Source organism: Acetobacterium wieringae (assembly GCF_023700225.1).
Classification (GTDB): Bacteria; Bacillota; Clostridia; order Eubacteriales; family Eubacteriaceae; genus Acetobacterium; species Acetobacterium wieringae.
This window is the reverse complement of the sequence record NZ_CP097897.1, coordinates 1022569-1040284: the sequence shown is the minus strand read 5'-3', so window position 1 is coordinate 1040284 and position 17716 is coordinate 1022569. Positions and strand designations below refer to the sequence as shown.

Annotated in this window: 17 protein-coding genes, 1 riboswitch and 1 other annotated feature; of the genes, 3 read left to right on the top strand and 14 right to left on the bottom strand. The window is 41.6% G+C overall.

What is annotated here, in order from left to right; all coding sequences use genetic code 11:
- Positions 1-26: 26 nt before the first annotated feature.
- The 8 genes from CHL1_RS05095 to CHL1_RS05060 all read right to left on the bottom strand — a co-directional run bounded on the left by CHL1_RS05095 (position 27) and on the right by CHL1_RS05060 (position 8290).
- Positions 27-767 carry an OmpA/MotB family protein gene (locus tag CHL1_RS05095; protein ID WP_070371896.1) on the bottom strand — a complete coding sequence of 247 codons (741 nt, stop codon included), beginning with the start codon at positions 765-767 and terminating at the stop codon, positions 27-29.
- Between the two features lie 20 nt (positions 768-787).
- Entirely contained in the window at positions 788-1639 is an 852-nt protein-coding gene (locus CHL1_RS05090) for a motility protein A (protein WP_250934972.1), read from the bottom strand.
- 30 nt (positions 1640-1669) lie between these two features.
- Positions 1670-1864 carry a flagellar FlbD family protein gene (locus tag CHL1_RS05085; RefSeq protein WP_148637465.1) on the bottom strand — a complete coding sequence of 65 codons (195 nt, stop codon included), beginning with the start codon at positions 1862-1864 and terminating at the stop codon, positions 1670-1672.
- A gap of 185 nt (positions 1865-2049) precedes the next feature.
- On the bottom strand, positions 2050-3552 hold the full coding sequence (locus tag CHL1_RS05080; protein WP_250934970.1) for a flagellar hook-basal body complex protein: 1503 nt from the start codon (positions 3550-3552) through the stop codon (positions 2050-2052).
- Between the two features lie 72 nt (positions 3553-3624).
- On the bottom strand, positions 3625-4035 hold the full coding sequence (locus tag CHL1_RS05075; RefSeq protein WP_148637463.1) for a TIGR02530 family flagellar biosynthesis protein: 411 nt from the start codon (positions 4033-4035) through the stop codon (positions 3625-3627).
- Between the two features lie 32 nt (positions 4036-4067).
- Positions 4068-4496, bottom strand: coding sequence for a flagellar hook assembly protein FlgD (locus CHL1_RS05070; protein WP_250934969.1), 429 nt, complete (start codon positions 4494-4496; stop codon positions 4068-4070).
- 13 nt (positions 4497-4509) lie between these two features.
- On the bottom strand, positions 4510-5952 hold the full coding sequence (locus CHL1_RS05065; RefSeq protein WP_250934967.1) for a flagellar hook-length control protein FliK: 1443 nt from the start codon (positions 5950-5952) through the stop codon (positions 4510-4512).
- 388 nt (positions 5953-6340) lie between these two features.
- Positions 6341-6425, bottom strand: a riboswitch (cyclic di-GMP riboswitch).
- Positions 6426-6553: 128 nt separating this feature from the next.
- Positions 6554-8290 (bottom strand): Na/Pi cotransporter family protein, encoded by a 1737-nt coding sequence (locus CHL1_RS05060; RefSeq protein ID WP_250934965.1) that lies wholly within the window; start codon positions 8288-8290, stop codon positions 6554-6556.
- Between the two features lie 370 nt (positions 8291-8660).
- Positions 8661-8886: a binding site (T-box leader), on the top strand.
- Between the two features lie 73 nt (positions 8887-8959).
- On the opposite strand from CHL1_RS05060, the gene CHL1_RS05055 reads away from it, so the two are divergent.
- Positions 8960-10354 carry a glycine--tRNA ligase gene (locus CHL1_RS05055; protein ID WP_250934963.1) on the top strand — a complete coding sequence of 465 codons (1395 nt, stop codon included), beginning with the start codon at positions 8960-8962 and terminating at the stop codon, positions 10352-10354.
- Between the two features lie 77 nt (positions 10355-10431).
- On the opposite strand, the gene CHL1_RS05050 is transcribed toward CHL1_RS05055, so the two are convergent.
- The 6 genes from CHL1_RS05050 to uvrC all read right to left on the bottom strand — a co-directional run bounded on the left by CHL1_RS05050 (position 10432) and on the right by uvrC (position 16851).
- A complete protein-coding gene (locus CHL1_RS05050; protein WP_070371888.1) occupies positions 10432-10821 on the bottom strand; it encodes a 4Fe-4S binding protein in 390 nt (129 codons plus the stop codon).
- 270 nt (positions 10822-11091) lie between these two features.
- Complete coding sequence (gene prfA, locus CHL1_RS05045) at positions 11092-12162, bottom strand: peptide chain release factor 1 (RefSeq protein WP_250934953.1); 1071 nt, start codon at positions 12160-12162, stop codon at positions 11092-11094.
- 61 nt (positions 12163-12223) lie between these two features.
- Positions 12224-13102: a DegV family protein gene (locus tag CHL1_RS05040; protein ID WP_250934951.1), complete on the bottom strand. Its 879-nt coding sequence runs from the start codon at positions 13100-13102 to the stop codon at positions 12224-12226.
- Positions 13103-13150: 48 nt separating this feature from the next.
- Positions 13151-13813, bottom strand: a complete 663-nt coding sequence (locus CHL1_RS05035; RefSeq protein WP_250934949.1) for a PHP domain-containing protein — start codon at positions 13811-13813, stop codon at positions 13151-13153.
- A gap of 144 nt (positions 13814-13957) precedes the next feature.
- Entirely contained in the window at positions 13958-14932 is a 975-nt protein-coding gene (gene hprK / locus CHL1_RS05030) for an HPr(Ser) kinase/phosphatase (protein WP_070371884.1), read from the bottom strand.
- Positions 14933-15015: 83 nt separating this feature from the next.
- Entirely contained in the window at positions 15016-16851 is a 1836-nt protein-coding gene (gene uvrC / locus CHL1_RS05025) for an excinuclease ABC subunit UvrC (protein ID WP_250934947.1), read from the bottom strand.
- A gap of 117 nt (positions 16852-16968) precedes the next feature.
- Here uvrC and CHL1_RS05020 point away from each other — a divergent pair, with 117 nt between their 5' ends.
- Both CHL1_RS05020 and CHL1_RS05015 read left to right on the top strand, forming a co-directional pair.
- Positions 16969-17217, top strand: coding sequence for a hypothetical protein (locus CHL1_RS05020; RefSeq protein WP_070371882.1), 249 nt, complete (start codon positions 16969-16971; stop codon positions 17215-17217).
- Between the two features lie 294 nt (positions 17218-17511).
- The gene (locus tag CHL1_RS05015) at positions 17512-17712 is read left to right on the top strand and encodes a cold-shock protein (protein ID WP_070371881.1); all 201 of its coding nucleotides are present in this window, start codon (positions 17512-17514) and stop codon (positions 17710-17712) included.
- Positions 17713-17716: the final 4 nt, after the last annotated feature.

The window sequence follows — 17716 nt, the reverse complement described above, 5'->3', positions numbered from 1 at the left end:
TTTCTCCTAAGTGTTTGTCTCTAATTCTATTGTGCAACTGTATCTGTTCCTGTCGCAATGTCACTGAAGAAATCTTCAGTTTCGGAAATAATGATTTCAACCCGGCGATTTTTGGCACGGTTTTCTTCAGTATCATTGGGTGCGATGGGCCGATACTGGCCAAATCCCACTGACAATAATTTTGCCGGATCAGTAATATAGCCATTCTGCAAGAATCTTAGCACCTCATTGGCCCGGCTGCTGGATAAGTCCCGATCATCAACTGGTGAATCAGCCTGGGCCGTGTGTCCATCAATTCGGATTGATTTTATCGTCGGCTCCACAGCTTTAAAGGCCTGGCCAATGTCTGATAAGACCTGTTGTCCGCCGGGTTTAATCCGGGAACTGTCGGGTTCAAAAAAGATTGATGACATAAACTTGATCGAAACCGCTTTTTCATATTTTTCAATACTGACTGCCTCATCCAAGCCATTTTCCTTGGTATACTGACTCAGGTATTGGTAAAGATCTTCCAAATCAACAATCTCTTCCACCGATATATCCTCGTTTGGCGATGTTGAACCGTCTGACTCGGTCGCTGTTCCGGTCGTTTCATATACTGCTGCTGGATTAAATATCTCAACCAGTTGCTTATACTTTGCTGCATCCAGCGTTGACATCGAAAAAAGTAGGATAAAGAAGATTAAAATCAGGGTGATCATGTCTGCATAGGTATTCAGCCAGGCATCTTTATTGATTCCTTTTTTGTTTTTATTTCGCTTACCCATAGTATATTATACCCCTATTTTTAACTTTCAACAGCTTTTCCTTTTTTACCTTTGGATTTTCCACCTTTTGAAGGAGATTCACCATTTGCCTTTCTGATTTCATCTTCCGTTAAAAAGTTCATTAATTTATCTCGGATGTACTTGGGATTCTCGCCTTCTTTTATGGCAACTACCCCCTCGATAATCAGTTCTTTTATTAGCAGATCCCGCTCCTGGGCAATTTCCAATTTACTGGAAACTGGCATAAAGACACAGTTTGCCAGTACCGATCCATAAAAGGTCGTAATCAATGCGACCGACATATCGGCACCCAGGGTGCTGGCGCCACCTTCAAAGCTCATGTTTTTTAACATGTTTACCAAACCAATCAGGGTTCCGATCATCCCGAAGGCTGGTCCCAACGCAGCGCCCATATCATATATTTTTCGTTCGAGATCATTTCGTTCCGAAATATAATCGATTTTCTGATCAAACCAGGATCTCAATTTATCCGGTTCAATGGCATCGACAATTCGCAAAACGCTTTCCTTTAGAAACTCATCCTGAATATCGGCAGCCTTTGCTTCCAGAGCCAACAATCCCTTACGCCTCGCCTCTTTGGAAAGTTCTGTCAGAATATCCACATACTCCAGAGGGTCTTGTTTACTTTTAAAAAATATCATCTTTAAATGTTTGGGGATATGTTTAAACGATTTGATCGGAAAGGAGGCGATCAGCACGAAAAATGTTCCCCCGATGGTAATAAACATACTTTGAGGATCAATGAAATTCATTAATGCCCCGATGTTAAAACCATTTGCGGAACTGAATGTCATCCCAAAAAACATCGTAAAGATGACTAGGACATAAGCAATGATTGTTGAAATTTCCATAAATTTATACTTCCTGTCAGAATTTAGTGGTTAACGGCTGAAAATGTTACGTTTATATGCGATAATCTTTGATAGCACCTGGGCAGAACTTTCGTTTACCACATAGTGTTTGCCATTCGTCAAGCGAATGGTGGTATCTGGTTTTTCTTCAATAATTTCTATGATTTCACAATTGAGAAGAAATTTTTCATTTTTTTGTTTATTCAATCTGGTTAATTCTATCATATTTCCACCTTAATATGTAATTTTTTATTCTCATAGTATAACCTAAACAGAAGTAATTTTCAACTTTTATACTAATTAACAGCCAGATACCAAAGGGGTGATCACCCCTTTGGTATCTGGCCAGGATAAAAAGCTCAACCCGAAGGATTTTCTCCTTCGAGTGAGCTCATCTTAATTATTATTTGCTATCGTTTCAGGTTAATCAATTCTTCCAGAATAGAATCCGAAACAGTGATAATCCGGGAATTTGCCTGAAAACCACGTTGGGCAACAATCATGTCGGTAAATTCCTGAGATAAGTCAACATTTGACATTTCCAGGTTGGCAGATTCGGTGCCACCGGTGCCATTGGTTCCAGCTTTGGTCGCAACCGGCGTTCCAGAGTTGGCGGATTCCATAAAGTAGCCATTCCCATCTTGCAGTAAACCATCGTTGTTAGCGAATTTTCCAAGTGCCAGGTAGCCCAAGGTTACGGGTTTATCACTTCCGGCTTCGATTTTTCCGACTAACGTATTTTCTATCGGATTTGTATCCAAATTTTGGACAATCGTGTCAAATGCTGTTGGATCTACATTTAAAGTAACTGTGCCACCCGTTGTACTTGTAAGTACGACACTGCTATCTGTTGTCGGATCAAATTCAATGTCCGTACCTTGGGGTGTTCTTAGGTATTCTGTTACACCTCCCTGGTTTTTAACCGTTGCTACTACTGAAGTAAAACCATCTAAAGCGATTGTTCCAATATCCACACCGCTTTCTAAATCTGCAGCAGCCGATACTAGTTTTGTTGTATCAATTTTAAGTCCAGGCAGATTTGCAAACGTTAAAATCCCACTTGAAGATAACGTTCCTGTCAAGTCTCCTGTTATTGGAGTTGTTTCGTCTTTAAGTGTAAGGTTTGCTGGATCCAGTGTGTACACATTACCAGTTTTCGTCAATGTCAATGTTCCAACAACATCTGCGGTTGGCTCAATTGAAAGAGCTGCTATTTCAGTACTGGCAGCATCGATATTCACCATCTCTCCAACTGCCAGTTGAACATTACCTGTATAATTGGAGTCCGTCGGAAGCGTCATTCCATTTAACCACGTATTTCCTGTCGCTTTCGTAAATTCTGGATCCCCAGCTTTGATCCCGGTAATCTCGCCCGATTTACCAATGGTGATACCGGTATATTTAGCCAGTTCTGCTGGTGGAACGTTAATTGCCTGAAGGTCATCAATTGCCAAAGTTCCATTGGCATCAAGAACAGGATTGTTATCCACATCCAGTGGTATCCCCATAACCTTGCTACCAGCACCATCGGTTAGATTTCCCAAGGCATCAAATTTTAAATTACCAACCCGGGTATAGCGGTTTGCTCCGGCCTCCGGTTGTACAACCAGGTAGCCTTCACCGGCAATATAGACATCCAGGGCTCGACCGGTGCTGGCTCCAGAGGAAATAGTATTGAGCATATCAATGCTGGCAACCTTGGCACCATAACCCAACTGGCTGGCATTGGTCCCGCCAGTCGTGTTGGTTGCCTCAGTAGCGGTTGATAAATTCTGATAAAGCACATCACTGAAGACCACTCGACTGGCTTTAAAGCCGTAAGTATTAACATTGGCAATATTGTTACCAATTACATTTAATTTGGTCTGGTGGGCTGCCATCCCGGAAATTCCTGAGTATAAAGATCTGATCATTTTTGATTCCTTTCTGTGCCGTTCGAAGCTTATCTGTCGGTCAAAGCTTCCAGTCTCCTCATCGAGGTCCAACTATATAAACACGGCACCATCAATATCATTGAATAGTTTATTTTTCATTTCGTTTTTGTCCATTACGGTAATAACTCGTTTATCTGCCGCATTGACGATAAATGCTGAATTATCCATCATAATTAAGGCATTGCCAATCCCTTTTTCCTGAGCTTTGTCACAGGCATCTCCCAACTTTTCCAAATCACTGTCAGACACTTCAATATTACGCTGTTCTTTTCTGATACTGGCGTGTTTGGTAAATGTGACACTGTTTTTTATTTGTTGATCGAGAAGCTCACGAAAGCTATTTTCGCTTTTTTCCGGATTCGTGACTTTTGAGGCCTGATTTGTGGGATTGGTTATTTTTTCGGTTTGTCGAATGATGGCATCATTTAACCGATAAAAATTTCCATTGATTCTGTCCGCCATTGGATCACCTCTTCTTAAACACTAAATGTCAATTATTCTGATTTCGCCTGGGCCACTTCCATAATACTGCTCATCGGGTAAGACACACCATTCACAATCACCTGAGCGTCACCATTATATAAATTGACACCTTCTACTGTCCCGGCAACAACATGAAGCGAACCATCTGAAGCGTTTTCTGCCAGCGTAATCTCTTTTCCAATCAAGCTCATGGAATAGACTGTCTTGGTCATTTCATTCAGTTCAGTCAAGGCCTGCACCATCGAAAACTGGGCCATCTGGGTTGTATATTGCGAAGTGTCTGCGGTATTATTCATATCCTGATTCTGCAACTGGGCCACCATCAACTTGAGAAAATCATCCATATCCATCGATGTGCCGGTTTTCTTTGTCGAAGTAGCTGTTGTTGCTGATGTCGTTGCTGCAGTACTTAAATAATTATTAATACTATCAATCGCCATTATATTTTCCTCCTTAAATCAAGTAATTCACACGGTGGTTGGTATAGTTCTGGAGATTCTGGGGAATTAATACCGGTTCGTCTTCATCACCATTTGTTGTGATGCTGTTTAATACCCCGCTGTTTTTAATAAACCGTTCTCTTAACAGAGCCTGATTTTGATTTTGATTGGGATCAGAACCATTGTTCATCATAAATGCTGCGTTCTGACTATCGCCACTTTGTTCTACCGGGGTATTTAAGTGCACCGTTTCCACTTGAACATTCTGAAGCGCCAAACCTCTAACCAATTGATTAATTTGTTTTCCCAACAGTTTTTGGGTTTCCTGGCTGACAGCCATAATATCAATGATCAGTTTTCCCTGATCGTAACTCAATTTGACATCAATATCGCCTAAATTATCTGGTGACAGGGTCATTTGAAATACCATGGGCTTGTTGGGTTCGAAATTCTGAAGAATTTTCTGCTGAACCTGCTGAGCGACCTCTGTTTTGGTCGTTACTTGAACTTCTGCGCTTTTGTTTGAATTAACCCCGGCCATATTAATTTCCTGAACACCATTTTCACCCAAACTCTGTTTTTCTGTTTGATTGATCTGGTTGGTTTGAACATCGATTTTAAATTGATCGGCCTCAGATTCTTCCGTTAAAACAGGTTTGTTTGCTCCATCAACCGCAATTTCAGATTTGTTTTCCAACGGTTGATTACCCTGTAGTTGTTGGCTTTCATCAACGGTCTGTAAATCAGAACCATCGACTTTGATTGACTGGCTAACCAATTCCTGATCCGGGTTGCGTCTATTGGTTGTAACATCAACTAAATCCAACTCAGACCCAACGGTTTTTTGCAACTCCGGTTCGCCTTTAATTTCGAAAACCGTTCCATCATTCAAACGTTCACTGTTTTGCACCACTACCGGTGTGACTTCTTCCCTGATTTCTTCAAACGGTAACATACCTTCTAACGCAGGTGACAGTAATGGCTGACTACTCTCCGTTGTCACGGTGAGCATTTGCCCCTGTTCACCCATAGCTTCCGGCTCTTCAACTCCTTGAATACCTAATTTCAGGTTAAGCCTTGTCAGCGCTGTTTCGATACCTCCCTGAAAACTCTGGATAGCCATTAACTGTGTTGAATCCAGTGTTGATAAAGAACTTGTTCCCCGTTCTTCATCGCTTTTTTGCTCCGCAATCTTTGGTTCTTCAACTTGATCATCAACAGTCGTGACTTCACCATCTTTTACCAATGTTTGATCGCTTTGCCGTCGATTGTTTTCCGCAATCGATTTGGCTTCCCGCTGATTCTTTCGAACCTTCTCCGCATGATGATCCGCATGGTTGATCGTCTGTTTTGACTGATCCAGCAAATCCTTAAATTGGGCGCTTTTTTCATGTCCGCTTGTCTGACTGGTGGATGGATTTTCTGATTGTCCACTCATCCCTCTCAATCCTGCCATTGTCGACCTTCCTGTCGCTTGAAACTCTAAATTCATTGCCTACCTCCCTTCGTAAATTTGATTATTACCGATACACAATCATACCGCTAACATGATCGAACAATTCAAATTGTTCGTTTATTATAACAGCCGAAACGGCTGTGATAATCATATGTATACTATATAAGCCAAAATAACCGCAGTAAACATCTAAATCACAAATTAAATTGGATCTTAAGAAAACTCCTATTTTAAATAACAATTATTCCCGCTAAAAGAATCTTTCCTGAAAAACAAACCGGCCATTATTATATAACAGTCAAGGAAAACCCTGCAACTCATTTTATGGTTAATTTCTGACAAAAAAAGCAGCGACAATACCGCTGCTCATTATGGTTATAACCATCTTAATTGCAACTGGCTGTCATGTACCATTGTATTTAGACCCTGTAGTTTTGCGTCCTTACTTTTCAATAAGTATGCCAATATTAGGTTGTTATAATATTACGATATAATCCTCTCATTGTCAATGAAAATATTACTTTTCTTAAGGTAAATTTCTTGTAAATACCTCTATTTAGCTGTATTTATCTATGTTACGACCCTATCTGGTTGGTTGTATTTATTGCTGACTATCTTCCATTTCATTGTCATAATCATCTTTGGCAATCAACCCCTGATGCAGTTTTAAGCCCAAAATACCCTGGGCAATGTTCGAGGCATGATCACCAACCCGTTCAATATTGGTCAACAGATCCAGAAAAATGACTCCGGCATAAGGATTGCAGATTCCCTCGTTAAGGCGACGGATGTGGTCATCCTTTAAGCTTTCTGTCATTTCATCAATTTCTTCTTCTTCATCAAGAATTTTATAGCATAAGCTTGACTCTTCTGTTTCCATTAATTCTACCATATCCCTGAGGGTGTTGGAAGTCAAACTGATTAAATTTAACACTTCCTGATTGGCAATATCACTAAAGATGATTTTGTTAGTCGCCCGCATTTCAGCCAGCTCCCCGATATTCATGGCATGATCGCCAATTCGCTCCAGATCATGGCTCCCTTTCATGACAAAGGCCAGGCGGTCATTTTCTTCTTCTGACATATTTTCGTTTGAAAGCTTAACCGAGTATTCCACGATGCCCTGTTGAAATTCATCAATGCGTTCTTCCCGCTTGATTATTTCTTCAACCAGCTTTTCATTCCCATCCATGATGGATTCACAGGCAATTTTAAAATTCTTAAAACTCATTTCGGCCAGGCGATTTGTTTCTTTGACAACCTGACCTAAAGCAACGGAAGGATTATTGAGCAATCGATCATCCAATTGCAATCCTTTTTCTTCTTCTTTCTCCGGATAGATCCGATCCAGAAAGGTGACAAAATAACCAATCAGGGGAAATAACACAATGGTGTTGGCTACATTAAAAAAGGTATGCGCCATGGCAATTTGTCTTGCCACATTAGGAACCACCTCACCACTGCTACTGATAAATACGCCGGAAATACCGACAATGAATTCATAAATGGGATTAGTCGCCATGATGCTGTCCATTCCGACCAACAGGATCATCACCCAGATAGCTCCAAATACATTAACAAACAGGTGGATAAAGGCCGCTTTTTTTGCAGCTGTGGAGGTACCAATGCAGGAAATCAGAGCGGTCACACAGGTTCCAATATTGGTACCTATTAAAATGGGAATACAGATTTGGATCGCACCGGTTCCGCCAATACTGGCAAATACCCCTGACAAAGCCAGTGCCTGGAGCAAACCAATGGAGGCACTACTGCTTTGTATGATACCAGTGATCAGGGTTCCGATCAGAACTCCCAGTAGTGGATTCTTTCCATAGGTTGACAACAGATAAATGAAATCCTCACTCTCCCGGAGTGGCTCCATTGCCGTTGACATCGCAGCGATACCAAAGAATAAGATCCCAAAACCAAGCATGATACTGCCCCAATCCCGATTTTTTTTGCGGGAACTGAACAGCGTTATCAGGGCACCAAAGCCGATAAAAACGGGTGCGAGTTCCGTCACATTAAAAGCAATTAATTGAGCAGTAACTGTTGTTCCAATATTGGCACCGAGAATAACCCCAGCCGCCTGGGTAAGTGTCATCAATGCAGCATTGACAAAACCAACCACCATCACTGTTGTGGTGCTGGAACTCTGAACAATCATTGTGACAACGGTTCCCACCAGTATCGCTTTGACCTTATTATTGGTCAAAACTTCCAGTAGTTTTTTCATTTTTGTTCCGGCCACCGTTTTTAAGCCTTCGCTCATCATGTGCATCCCAAAAACAAATAACCCTAAACCTCCGAAAAGGCCAATCAGCATTTCTAACGTCATTATTTCCTCCAAAATAATCATTGATTAAGGTAACATTTATTTCAAAATTAATAAACATCACGAAAGACCAGCTATCGCAACTCAATCTTTTAATATTAACCAGGGTAACTATATTCCTCTGAGTTATATCACCTTTTTGAATTTAACATAATTTTAACATTAACCAATGGGCAAGAGAACCTTTTTTTAATTTTTTTAATTTTCTTTTTTGTTATCGTTTCATTATTATCATCAACCACGTTAACAATATTTTCTTTGTCATTGAGGTTTTATTTCAAGAAATGAAAACGAAGTTCGTTTAAATAACAAAAGTTTAGGTTGACATCAGGGCTTGTATTTGATATTCTTCATTCTAGTTTACAAATTAATAGCAAAAGCGTTGAGAAAAGAATAACTCAGTGGGTCAATGGTTTAAAGCGAACAGATGCTGGTGAAAGATCTGTAATCAAACTCTATGAATGGCACTTTTTGAGCTGCGATACCATTAATTCTTTGGGTGATTGACTGGTGTTGCCGTGAAATTCGTTAAATTTTTAAGGTGGTTTGTCATTTCTGGCAGACAACTTGGGTGGAACCGCGGTTATACCGTCCCTTGTTTTTTAACAAGGGACGGTATTTTTTATTAAACCAAAATGCTATTTAAAAATAATGTTAATCAGGAGGAAAAAAATGTCAGAATTTACCATGGCTGAAATTGTCAGTCTTGCCAAAATGAGGGGAATAATCTTCCCCGGTTCAGAAATTTACGATGGTCTTGCCAACAGTTGGGATTATGGCCCACTGGGTGTTGAAATGAAAAACAACGTTAAAAAAGCCTGGTGGAAGAAATTTGTTCAGGAATCACCTTATAATGTGGGGCTGGATGCTGCCATCCTGATGAACCCCAAAACCTGGGTCGCCTCGGGACATGTGGGAGGCTTCAATGATCCGCTGATGGATTGCAAAGCCTGTCAATCCCGTTTTCGAGCTGATAAGCTAATTGCTGACTACTATTTTGAAAAAGGCGAGGATGTCATTGTTGATGCCTGGTCCAACGAAGAAATGAAGACTTTTATCGAAGAACACAACATTGTCTGTCCGGAATGCGGTAAAATGGATTACACGGATATCCGTCAGTTCAATCTGATGTTTAAAACCTTCCAGGGGGTTAATGAAGATACCGCCAGCGAAATCTTTCTGCGCCCGGAAACAGCCCAAGGTATTTTTGTCAATTTCAAAAATGTTCAGCGAACGACCCGCAAGAAAGTACCGTTTGGAATCGCCCAGGTTGGTAAGTCCTTCCGAAATGAAATTACACCGGGTAACTTTATTTTTAGAACCCGGGAGTTTGAACAAATGGAACTGGAATTTTTCTGTGCGCCTGGCACCGATCTGGAATGGTTTGATTATTGGAAAGCGTTCTGTAAGAAATGGCTGTTTGACCTCGGGATGAAAGATGAAAATATCCGCTTCCGGGATCACGAGAAAGAAGAGCTTTCCCATTACAGTAATGCCACCACGGATGTGGAGTTTCGCTTCCCCTTTGGCTGGGGCGAGCTTTGGGGCATCGCTGACCGAACCGATTTTGATTTAACCCAACACCAGAACCACTCGGGAAAAGACATGAAGTACACCGATCCGGTTACCAATGAAAAATATATCCCCTACTGTATTGAACCATCGTTAGGGGCTGACCGGGTTTTCCTGGCCTTCTTATGCAACGCCATGGAAAAAGAAACGATTACCAGCGGTGACAAAACCGAAGAGCGCAACGTCATGCGGATACATCCCTTCCTGTCGGCCTACAAGGCTGCTGTCTTACCGCTTTCTAAAAAACTAAGCGATAAAGCCCTGGAAATTTCCACCCTGCTGTCAAAACACTTTATGATTGAATACGACGAAGCGGGCAGCATTGGCAAGCGTTACCGACGTCAGGACGAAATCGGTACGCCTTTCTGTGTCACCGTCGATTTTGACACCCTGGACGATGAATGCGTTACCCTCCGGGACCGCGACACCATGGATCAGGTTCGTATCCCCATCGCTGAAGTGGTCGATTATATTACGAAGCGGATTGATTTTTAGCGAACCTTTTTTTAAAAAAAAACGATCCCTGTTCGAAAGCTTTCGAACAGGGATCATTTTTGAGTGATAAATTAAAATTAAGCTTCTTTAATTGCCAATACGTCTTGTGGACATGCTTCAACACAGATACCACAAGCGATACATTTTGAAGGAACATCCCGATCTTCTGATTTAACCAGTACGCCAAATGGACATGCTTCAACACATTTTCCACAGTTTACACATAATTTTTTACTGATCATGTATACACCTTTGGCATTTTGAGTGATGGCTCCTGCTTCACATGCTTTAGCGCATTTACCGCATTGAACACATACCAATGTTTTAGGGCTACCATCTTCTTTTTCGGTGATGCGAATACAAGCCAATTCTGAAACCGGTTCTTTGTAGAATGCGTTTGCACATGCTAATTCACAACCTAAACACTTAACACATGCTGACTGATCTGCTACGACTACTTTTTTCATTGTTACTCCTCCTTAAGGACAATCTGATCTTTTGATCAAATTTATGTTTGAATTTTTTCAACTGATTTTCATTCTACTGATAAAGCCCAAAAATGTCAACCTAATCCGGAATTTTTATAGGTATTTATCGTGTTTCGCTACTAATCTTCTTCCCGCTGATAAAATATTACAGCTCTTTGCCCGTACTCCTTCTAAACAAGGTTAATTTTTTATCAATTAATTCCCTGCAACAAAAAAAGCTCTTCACATTGGAAAAGCTTCTTTTGCTAATTATGAATGCTGTTTCAGTTTTTCAGCCTGGTCGTTGGTGATCAAGGCATTGACCATTTCATCGATGTCACCGTCGAGAAAAGCATCCAGTTGATAAACGGTCATATTGATGCGGTGATCAGAGATCCGTCCCTGGGGAAAATTATAAGTCCGAATCCGCTCGCTGCGGTCACCAGTGCCGACCTGACTTTTCCGGTTTTCGGCAATTTCACTTTGCTGTTTCTGCTGTTCAATTTCATAAAGTCTGGCTTTTAAAATTTTTAAAGCCTTGTCTTTATTTTTCAGTTGGGACTTTTCATCCTGACAGGTGACCACCATCCCAGTGGGAATATGCGTAATCCGAACCGCCGAGTCCGTGGTGTTGACACTTTGCCCCCCATTTCCGGAAGAACGATAGACATCGACTCGCAGATCATTGGTGCCAATTTCAATTTCGACGTCCTCAGCCTCGGGCAACACTGCCACCGTAGCGGTTGAGGTATGAATCCGGCCACCCGACTCAGTACTGGGAATCCGTTGTACCCGATGAACCCCGCTTTCATATTTCAGCCGACTGTATACCCCAGTCCCTTCAATGGCAAAAATGATTTCCTTGATTCCCCCGATGTCGGGAATACTGGAGCTCATGATCTCACTTTTCCAGCCTTGTCGCTCAGCATAACGGGTAAACATTCTAAAGAGATCGCCGGCAAACAGGGCTGCTTCACTGCCACCAGCTCCGGCCCGAATTTCAACAATAACGTTTTTATCATCATTGGCATCCTTAGGCAGTAGCAGAACTCTCAGTTCCTCTTCCAATTCCACTTTCTTTTTAGACAATTCATCGAGCTCAACTTCAGCCATTTCTTTAAAATCTTTTTCCAGTTGTTTATCTGAAAGCATCTCTTTGGTATCGTCAATAGCTGTCAAGGTATCGGAAAACTGATTGTATTTTTGGATAATCGGTTCGATATAGGCGTGCTCCTTAACCAGTTTTTTCCACTGGTTCTGATCCGCAATCACCTCGGGATCGCTGATCTTTTCATTTAATTCAGCATACTTTTCTGCTAAAAAATCTAACTTATCTAACATGGTGCTCCTTAATTTTTATTTAATTAAATTTATATTTCGGTTGACTTGTTTAAAGAAAGGTCTACTCAAATTGAAACGCTTCCTTCCATTCGTCGAAGAAAAAAACGGCCAGAGTTCCCGGACCAGAATGCGTCAAAACCGTCGAACCCAGAGGCACAATCTTAAAACGCTCAGTATTGAAGCGCTTACCGGCCATTTTGACAAACAGATCGACTAGTTCGGGATTATCGGCATGACTGATGCCGATGGTCTGTCGATCCATCTGATCCCCATTTTCTTCCAGATAATCCACCATTTTTTTAATCAGCTTCTTTTCACCTCTGACCTTGTCAATTTGCTGCAGTTCTCCAGCTTTGCTCACTTCCAGCAAGGGGTTGATGTTAAGCATATTCCCAATGATGGCAGTTCCCTTATTCAATCGGCCACCGCGATACAAATATTGGAGATCCGTTACCGTAAAAACATGTTTGACATGATCAATGTAATAATTAATCCGCAACATCAGCTCGTCCATGCTAAAGCCCTCCGCTGCCGCTTGTGCTGCGCCATAGACAATGTGTCCCAGACCATAGCAAACCGCTCTGGTATCGACAACATTAAAGGCCGCCTCGGGATATTTTTCTTTTAAATCCCGTTCCGCCAACGCCGCTGCCTGGTAGGTGCCGGACAGACCACTGGAAAAGGCCAGATAAATAAATGGCTGTTTTTCAGCAATTAATTCTTCAAATCGCTTATAAAAATCCCCGTAGGGAATCTGAGATGTTTTAAAGCGCACCCCTTTACGCATCTTGTCGCAAACAACTTCAGGTGAAATATCAATCCCATCACGATAATTTATTTCATCTTCGACCACATAAACCGGCATGATCTCAATGTCAAATTTTTGTTGATCGCTTTTAAGTATATCACAGGCAGAATCGGTTATGATTTTTATGTTCATCGTTGGTATCCTTTCCCACTTGATTTAAAAGCTTATTTTATCATAAAATTAGTCATTTATCAAAAACAATTCTTGGGCATACTCCCGGGGATCAGCAAAAAGTACCCGTCCCTTACTTTCCAGATAATCTATTAATCGTTTGGTATCCAGATTCATAATCAATTCATCGGGAAAACCAACCGTATCCAAAACCTTGTCGACATAGGGAAAATCACCAATATCTGAGGCAAAGTGGGTATCACTGCCAATAATAATCGGTATTTCCAATTCTTTACAACGGTTGGCAATCCATACGCAATTCGGCTTGGAACCCTTGCGGATAAAAAAAGAACCGTTGTTTATTTCAATTAAGGTGTTGTGTTTTTTTGCTGCCTGCAAAATCGCCTCGTAATCCAGTTCGTAGGTAGGATTGCCGAGATGGCAAATAAAGTCAACCTGGGGATTGGCAATGGCCCCCAGTACCGCCCCGGTATTGATGGCTTTTGTTTGCGGTATAAAAGTGGGGGTGTGCAACGACGCAGAAATTATTTCCAGCGAGTCAATAAACGTCATCGGAATATCGGTGTTGCCATCCGCATCGATAATATTACTCTCAATCCCTTTTAGTAATTTGACATTGTTTATTTTCCCGGGAATCACCCGATAGTTGGCAAAAAACAAGGGCGTTGGTGCTCCGGGCAAAGCCGGACCATGTTCGGTGATGCAGATCATTTCCAGATTTTTTTGTGCGGTACCGCATCAATTAACTCGGTGATGGTGTTATAAGCATGCCCACAGGCAATTGTGTGGGTATGGGCATCTAAAACATACTTTCTCATTTTTTAACTCTCTTTTCTATATATTTCTCGAATGTGCCTAATCGTCGGCCGGTTTTTTTTCTTCCAGTTTTTTCTTGGCTTCCCGTTTCTGTACTTCCAGGTCATTCTGATGGGCAACCCGATCACAAAAAACCTGGGCAGAATGGTAACCGTACTGCTTGGTACGATTATTGATGGCGGCGGTTTCAATGATACAGGCCAGATTTCGACCTCCCGAAACAGGAATCATCACTTCCGGCACCTCGATTCCCAATATATCCAGGGTTTGTTCATCCAGACCCAGGCGGTCATAAGGTGAACGTTCATCCCAGTTCTCCAGGCGAATAACCATATCAATTTCGACGTCCCGCTTCACGGCTCTGGCGCCATAGAGGGTTTTAACATCGATAATTCCGATACCGCGAATTTCCATAAAATGCTGAAGCAGCTCCGGAGCCGTTCCCATCAGGTGACCATCCCGAATCCGTTTGACCTCAACCACATCATCGGCAATCAGACAATGCCCCCGCTTAACAATTTCCAGTGCTGTTTCGCTCTTACCAATGCCACTGGGCCCGGTGATCAATACCCCCACCCCAAAAACCTCAACCAGAACCCCATGTAAGCTGATCCGGGGGGCTGACAGCTGGTCAATATAATTGACCAGATCGTAAAAAAGGGTAGTGGTTGTTACTCTGCTCTTTAAGAGGGTTCGACCATATTTTTGAGCCGCCTCTTCAAACAGATGGGTCTCATCCTGATCCCAACATACAATAAAACAGGGGAAATCATAGGAAAAAAAGTCATCGATCTTCTGTTTTCGGACCGCTGGATCCAGATCCAGCAAATAGGAAACTTCCACCTTACCAATAACCTGAATTCGTTTGGAGTCAAAGTGTTCATAGTAACCATGAAGCTGCAACCCGGGTCGGTTGATCCCGCTGTTTAGCAGATCCAATTCCGTTGACTGATAATAAATTTTTTCAAGTTTAATTTCTTTACAAAAATCATCCAGATTTACTTTGCCATTCATTCTTCTATCTCTTTTCATTGATTTACTGCTAATTAGTCTACTCAAGTTATTCTACCTCAAAGTTTCCATTGTTAAAAGTTTTTTTATGTCTTGTTTTTAAAATACGCAAAAATCGCCTGGGCTGTTTTCACCTGCATCCCAGGAACCGCCTGGAGTTCTTCCAGGGTAGCTTTTTTGATTTTCTCCACCTGTCCAAAATGAGCCATCAGGGCTTCCCGGCGTTTTTTGCCAACGCCAGGGATTTCCTCCAGCTGAGAAGCCAGCATTTCTTTTTTTCTTAAAATCTGGTGGTAACCCAGGGTATAGCGGTGCACCTCTTCGGAAATCTCAAACAGAAAAACGCCCAGCGGGGTAGCCTTTTTGATCGGATATTCAGTACCCTTAAAAAAAATTCCCCGGAGTCGATGGTGATCATCCTTAACCAATCCACAGACCGCAATCTCCATCGGGTAGAGCGACACAATGCTCTCTGCTGCGTTGACATGTCCGCTGCCGCCATCGATCATCATAATTTCCGGCAAGGGCAAAAAATTATTACCCTCCGAGGCTTTCATGGCTCGTTCCATCCGTCTGAAAATCATTTCCTGCATACTGGCATAGTCGTTCTGTCCTTCCACCGACTTGATCTTAAAGCGGCGACAGGCTTTCTTGTTCAGCTTGCCTTCTTCAAACACCACCATACCACCAACATTATTGGTGCCGCTGATATTGGAAATGTCATAGGCCTCAATACGACTGGGCGGCCGGGTTAAACCCAGCAGCTCCGAAAGTCCAACCAGGCGGCTTTTGGAGCGAATTTCTTTTTCCCGTTTTTCCAGCAGCTGCTGCTTCAGGGCCAAATCGGCATTATCCGCCACCATTTCCAACATTTTTATTTTCTGTCCCCGTTGCGGTGATAACACTGCAATTTTTTTACCGGCCAGATCCCCCAACCATTCTTCGATGACTCTTTTGTCTTCCAGCATTTCTTTCAAAATGATTTCCCGGGGAATAAAGCCACAGCTGGCATAATATTGTTTAACGAAGCTTTCCAATACTTCCCGGGAACTGACATCACCAATGTCTTCGAGAAAAAAATGATCCCGCCCCATCAGCTTCCCTTCCCGGACATGAAAAACCTGCACACAACCCAGACTCTCACTGGCGGCAAAACCAATAAAGTCCTGATCCTGTTTGGTGCTGGAACTGATTTTCTGCTTTTCGACGATATGCTCAATCCCGGCAATCTGATCCCGGTATTTAGCCGCCGCTTCATAATTCTGCGCTAAAGCGGCAGTAGTCATTTTGTCGTTAAGGTTTTTTAACAGATCCGGATGTCGACCATTTAAAATATCCAGAATCGACTGGATATCCTTGGCGTACATTTCTCTGGGCACATTCCCCTGACAAGGGGCCTGACACTGGCCAATGTGATAGTTCAAACAGGGCCGACCGGACTTTTTGCCATAAGCAACCTGACGGTTGCAGGTTTTTAGGGGATAGATCTTTAAAATCGCTTCAATGGTATTCTTTACCGCATAGGAACTGGTAAAGGGCCCAAAGTACTTACCTCCATCTTTTTTATACTCCCGGGTCATCAAAATCCGGGGATATTCCTCATTTACCGTCAACCGGATCCAGGGATAGCTTTTGTCATCTTTTAGCAGAATATTATAGCGGGGATGATGGGTTTTTATCAGATTACATTCCAGTATCAGCGCTTCCATTTCCGAATCGGTAACAATCGTCTCAATGGTTTCGATATGGGATACCAAAACAGCTGTTTTAGCCGTCAGCTGACTGGTCGAATGGAAATATTGCCGAACCCGGTTGCGTAGATTAATGGCTTTCCCGACATAGATTATTTCACCCGGTTTATTTCGCATTATATAGACCCCGGGGTTCTGGGGCAGATCTTTTAATTTCTCTTTATCATACATAGATATCAACCTTAAATAAATATTTTTTGGAATTTTTTGTTTATTCGTCACCACATTTTGGTATAATAATAATACTTTTTTAAACATCCGATTATTAAACAGAAAGGAAGTGTTACCATGTTTGAAAAAATAACTGTAGATGGCCACAACACCCTGATTTCATTCGGTAATTTCGAAGTGAAGATTGTTCCGAAAATTTATGGTGGATTTACCCTGACAAAATCAATTAAAGACAATCCCTTTAAAATCATCGAAATACGTGAGATAAGACTTCCACTATCAGAAAAAGAAGTTTTAAAGGAAGCGAAAGATTTGTTAAAAAGAAAATATGAGTCCATTGACTTCAACAGCTATTGTACCACATAAATCTTGAGATCAGCTTTTTTTGATCCAACTTGTTTCTAAACAAGTTGGATCCGTTCTTTTTTTGATCTTTGCTCTGACCTGATGCGTTATTTGTCATGATTCCTTTAATTTCTAAAGTGTTTGTTAAATAAATTGACAACGACCTTCGTTAGGTGCTATAATGAAAAAGAATTAAAGTGTATTTATTGATTTCACATATTTTTGCAAGTCATTTTTACGTTGAAATGATTTGCAAAAATATGTGTTTTTGTTTTTGCATTACGATTTACAATTAATATTTAGGAGGTACCAAAAATGAATAATGGTACAGTAAAATGGTTTAACGACGAAAAAGGATTTGGTTTTATTTCAGTAGATGGCGGCAATGATGTCTTTGTCCATTTCTCAGCAATTATCGCTGACGGTCGTAAGAGCCTGGTTGAAGGACAACGCGTTACTTTCGATACTGAAAAAACTGATCGTGGCTTACAGGCTACCAACGTTTTTCTTGCATAATTAA

Coding starts and splice junctions, on each gene's coding strand:
- CHL1_RS05095 (WP_070371896.1), bottom strand. CDS start 767: ATGGGTAAGCGAAATAAAAACAAAAAAGGAATCAATAAAGATGCCTGG.
- CHL1_RS05090 (WP_250934972.1), bottom strand. CDS start 1,639: ATGGAAATTTCAACAATCATTGCTTATGTCCTAGTCATCTTTACGATG.
- CHL1_RS05085 (WP_148637465.1), bottom strand. CDS start 1,864: ATGATAGAATTAACCAGATTGAATAAACAAAAAAATGAAAAATTTCTT.
- CHL1_RS05080 (WP_250934970.1), bottom strand. CDS start 3,552: ATGATCAGATCTTTATACTCAGGAATTTCCGGGATGGCAGCCCACCAG.
- CHL1_RS05075 (WP_148637463.1), bottom strand. CDS start 4,035: ATGGCGGACAGAATCAATGGAAATTTTTATCGGTTAAATGATGCCATC.
- CHL1_RS05070 (WP_250934969.1), bottom strand. CDS start 4,496: ATGGCGATTGATAGTATTAATAATTATTTAAGTACTGCAGCAACGACA.
- CHL1_RS05065 (WP_250934967.1), bottom strand. CDS start 5,952: ATGGCAGGATTGAGAGGGATGAGTGGACAATCAGAAAATCCATCCACC.
- CHL1_RS05060 (WP_250934965.1), bottom strand. CDS start 8,290: ATGACGTTAGAAATGCTGATTGGCCTTTTCGGAGGTTTAGGGTTATTT.
- CHL1_RS05055 (WP_250934963.1), top strand. CDS start 8,960: ATGTCAGAATTTACCATGGCTGAAATTGTCAGTCTTGCCAAAATGAGG.
- CHL1_RS05050 (WP_070371888.1), bottom strand. CDS start 10,821: ATGAAAAAAGTAGTCGTAGCAGATCAGTCAGCATGTGTTAAGTGTTTA.
- prfA (WP_250934953.1), bottom strand. CDS start 12,162: ATGTTAGATAAGTTAGATTTTTTAGCAGAAAAGTATGCTGAATTAAAT.
- CHL1_RS05040 (WP_250934951.1), bottom strand. CDS start 13,102: ATGAACATAAAAATCATAACCGATTCTGCCTGTGATATACTTAAAAGC.
- CHL1_RS05035 (WP_250934949.1), bottom strand. CDS start 13,813: ATGATCTGCATCACCGAACATGGTCCGGCTTTGCCCGGAGCACCAACG.
- hprK (WP_070371884.1), bottom strand. CDS start 14,932: ATGAATGGCAAAGTAAATCTGGATGATTTTTGTAAAGAAATTAAACTT.
- uvrC (WP_250934947.1), bottom strand. CDS start 16,851: ATGTATGATAAAGAGAAATTAAAAGATCTGCCCCAGAACCCCGGGGTC.
- CHL1_RS05020 (WP_070371882.1), top strand. CDS start 16,969: ATGTTTGAAAAAATAACTGTAGATGGCCACAACACCCTGATTTCATTC.
- CHL1_RS05015 (WP_070371881.1), top strand. CDS start 17,512: ATGAATAATGGTACAGTAAAATGGTTTAACGACGAAAAAGGATTTGGT.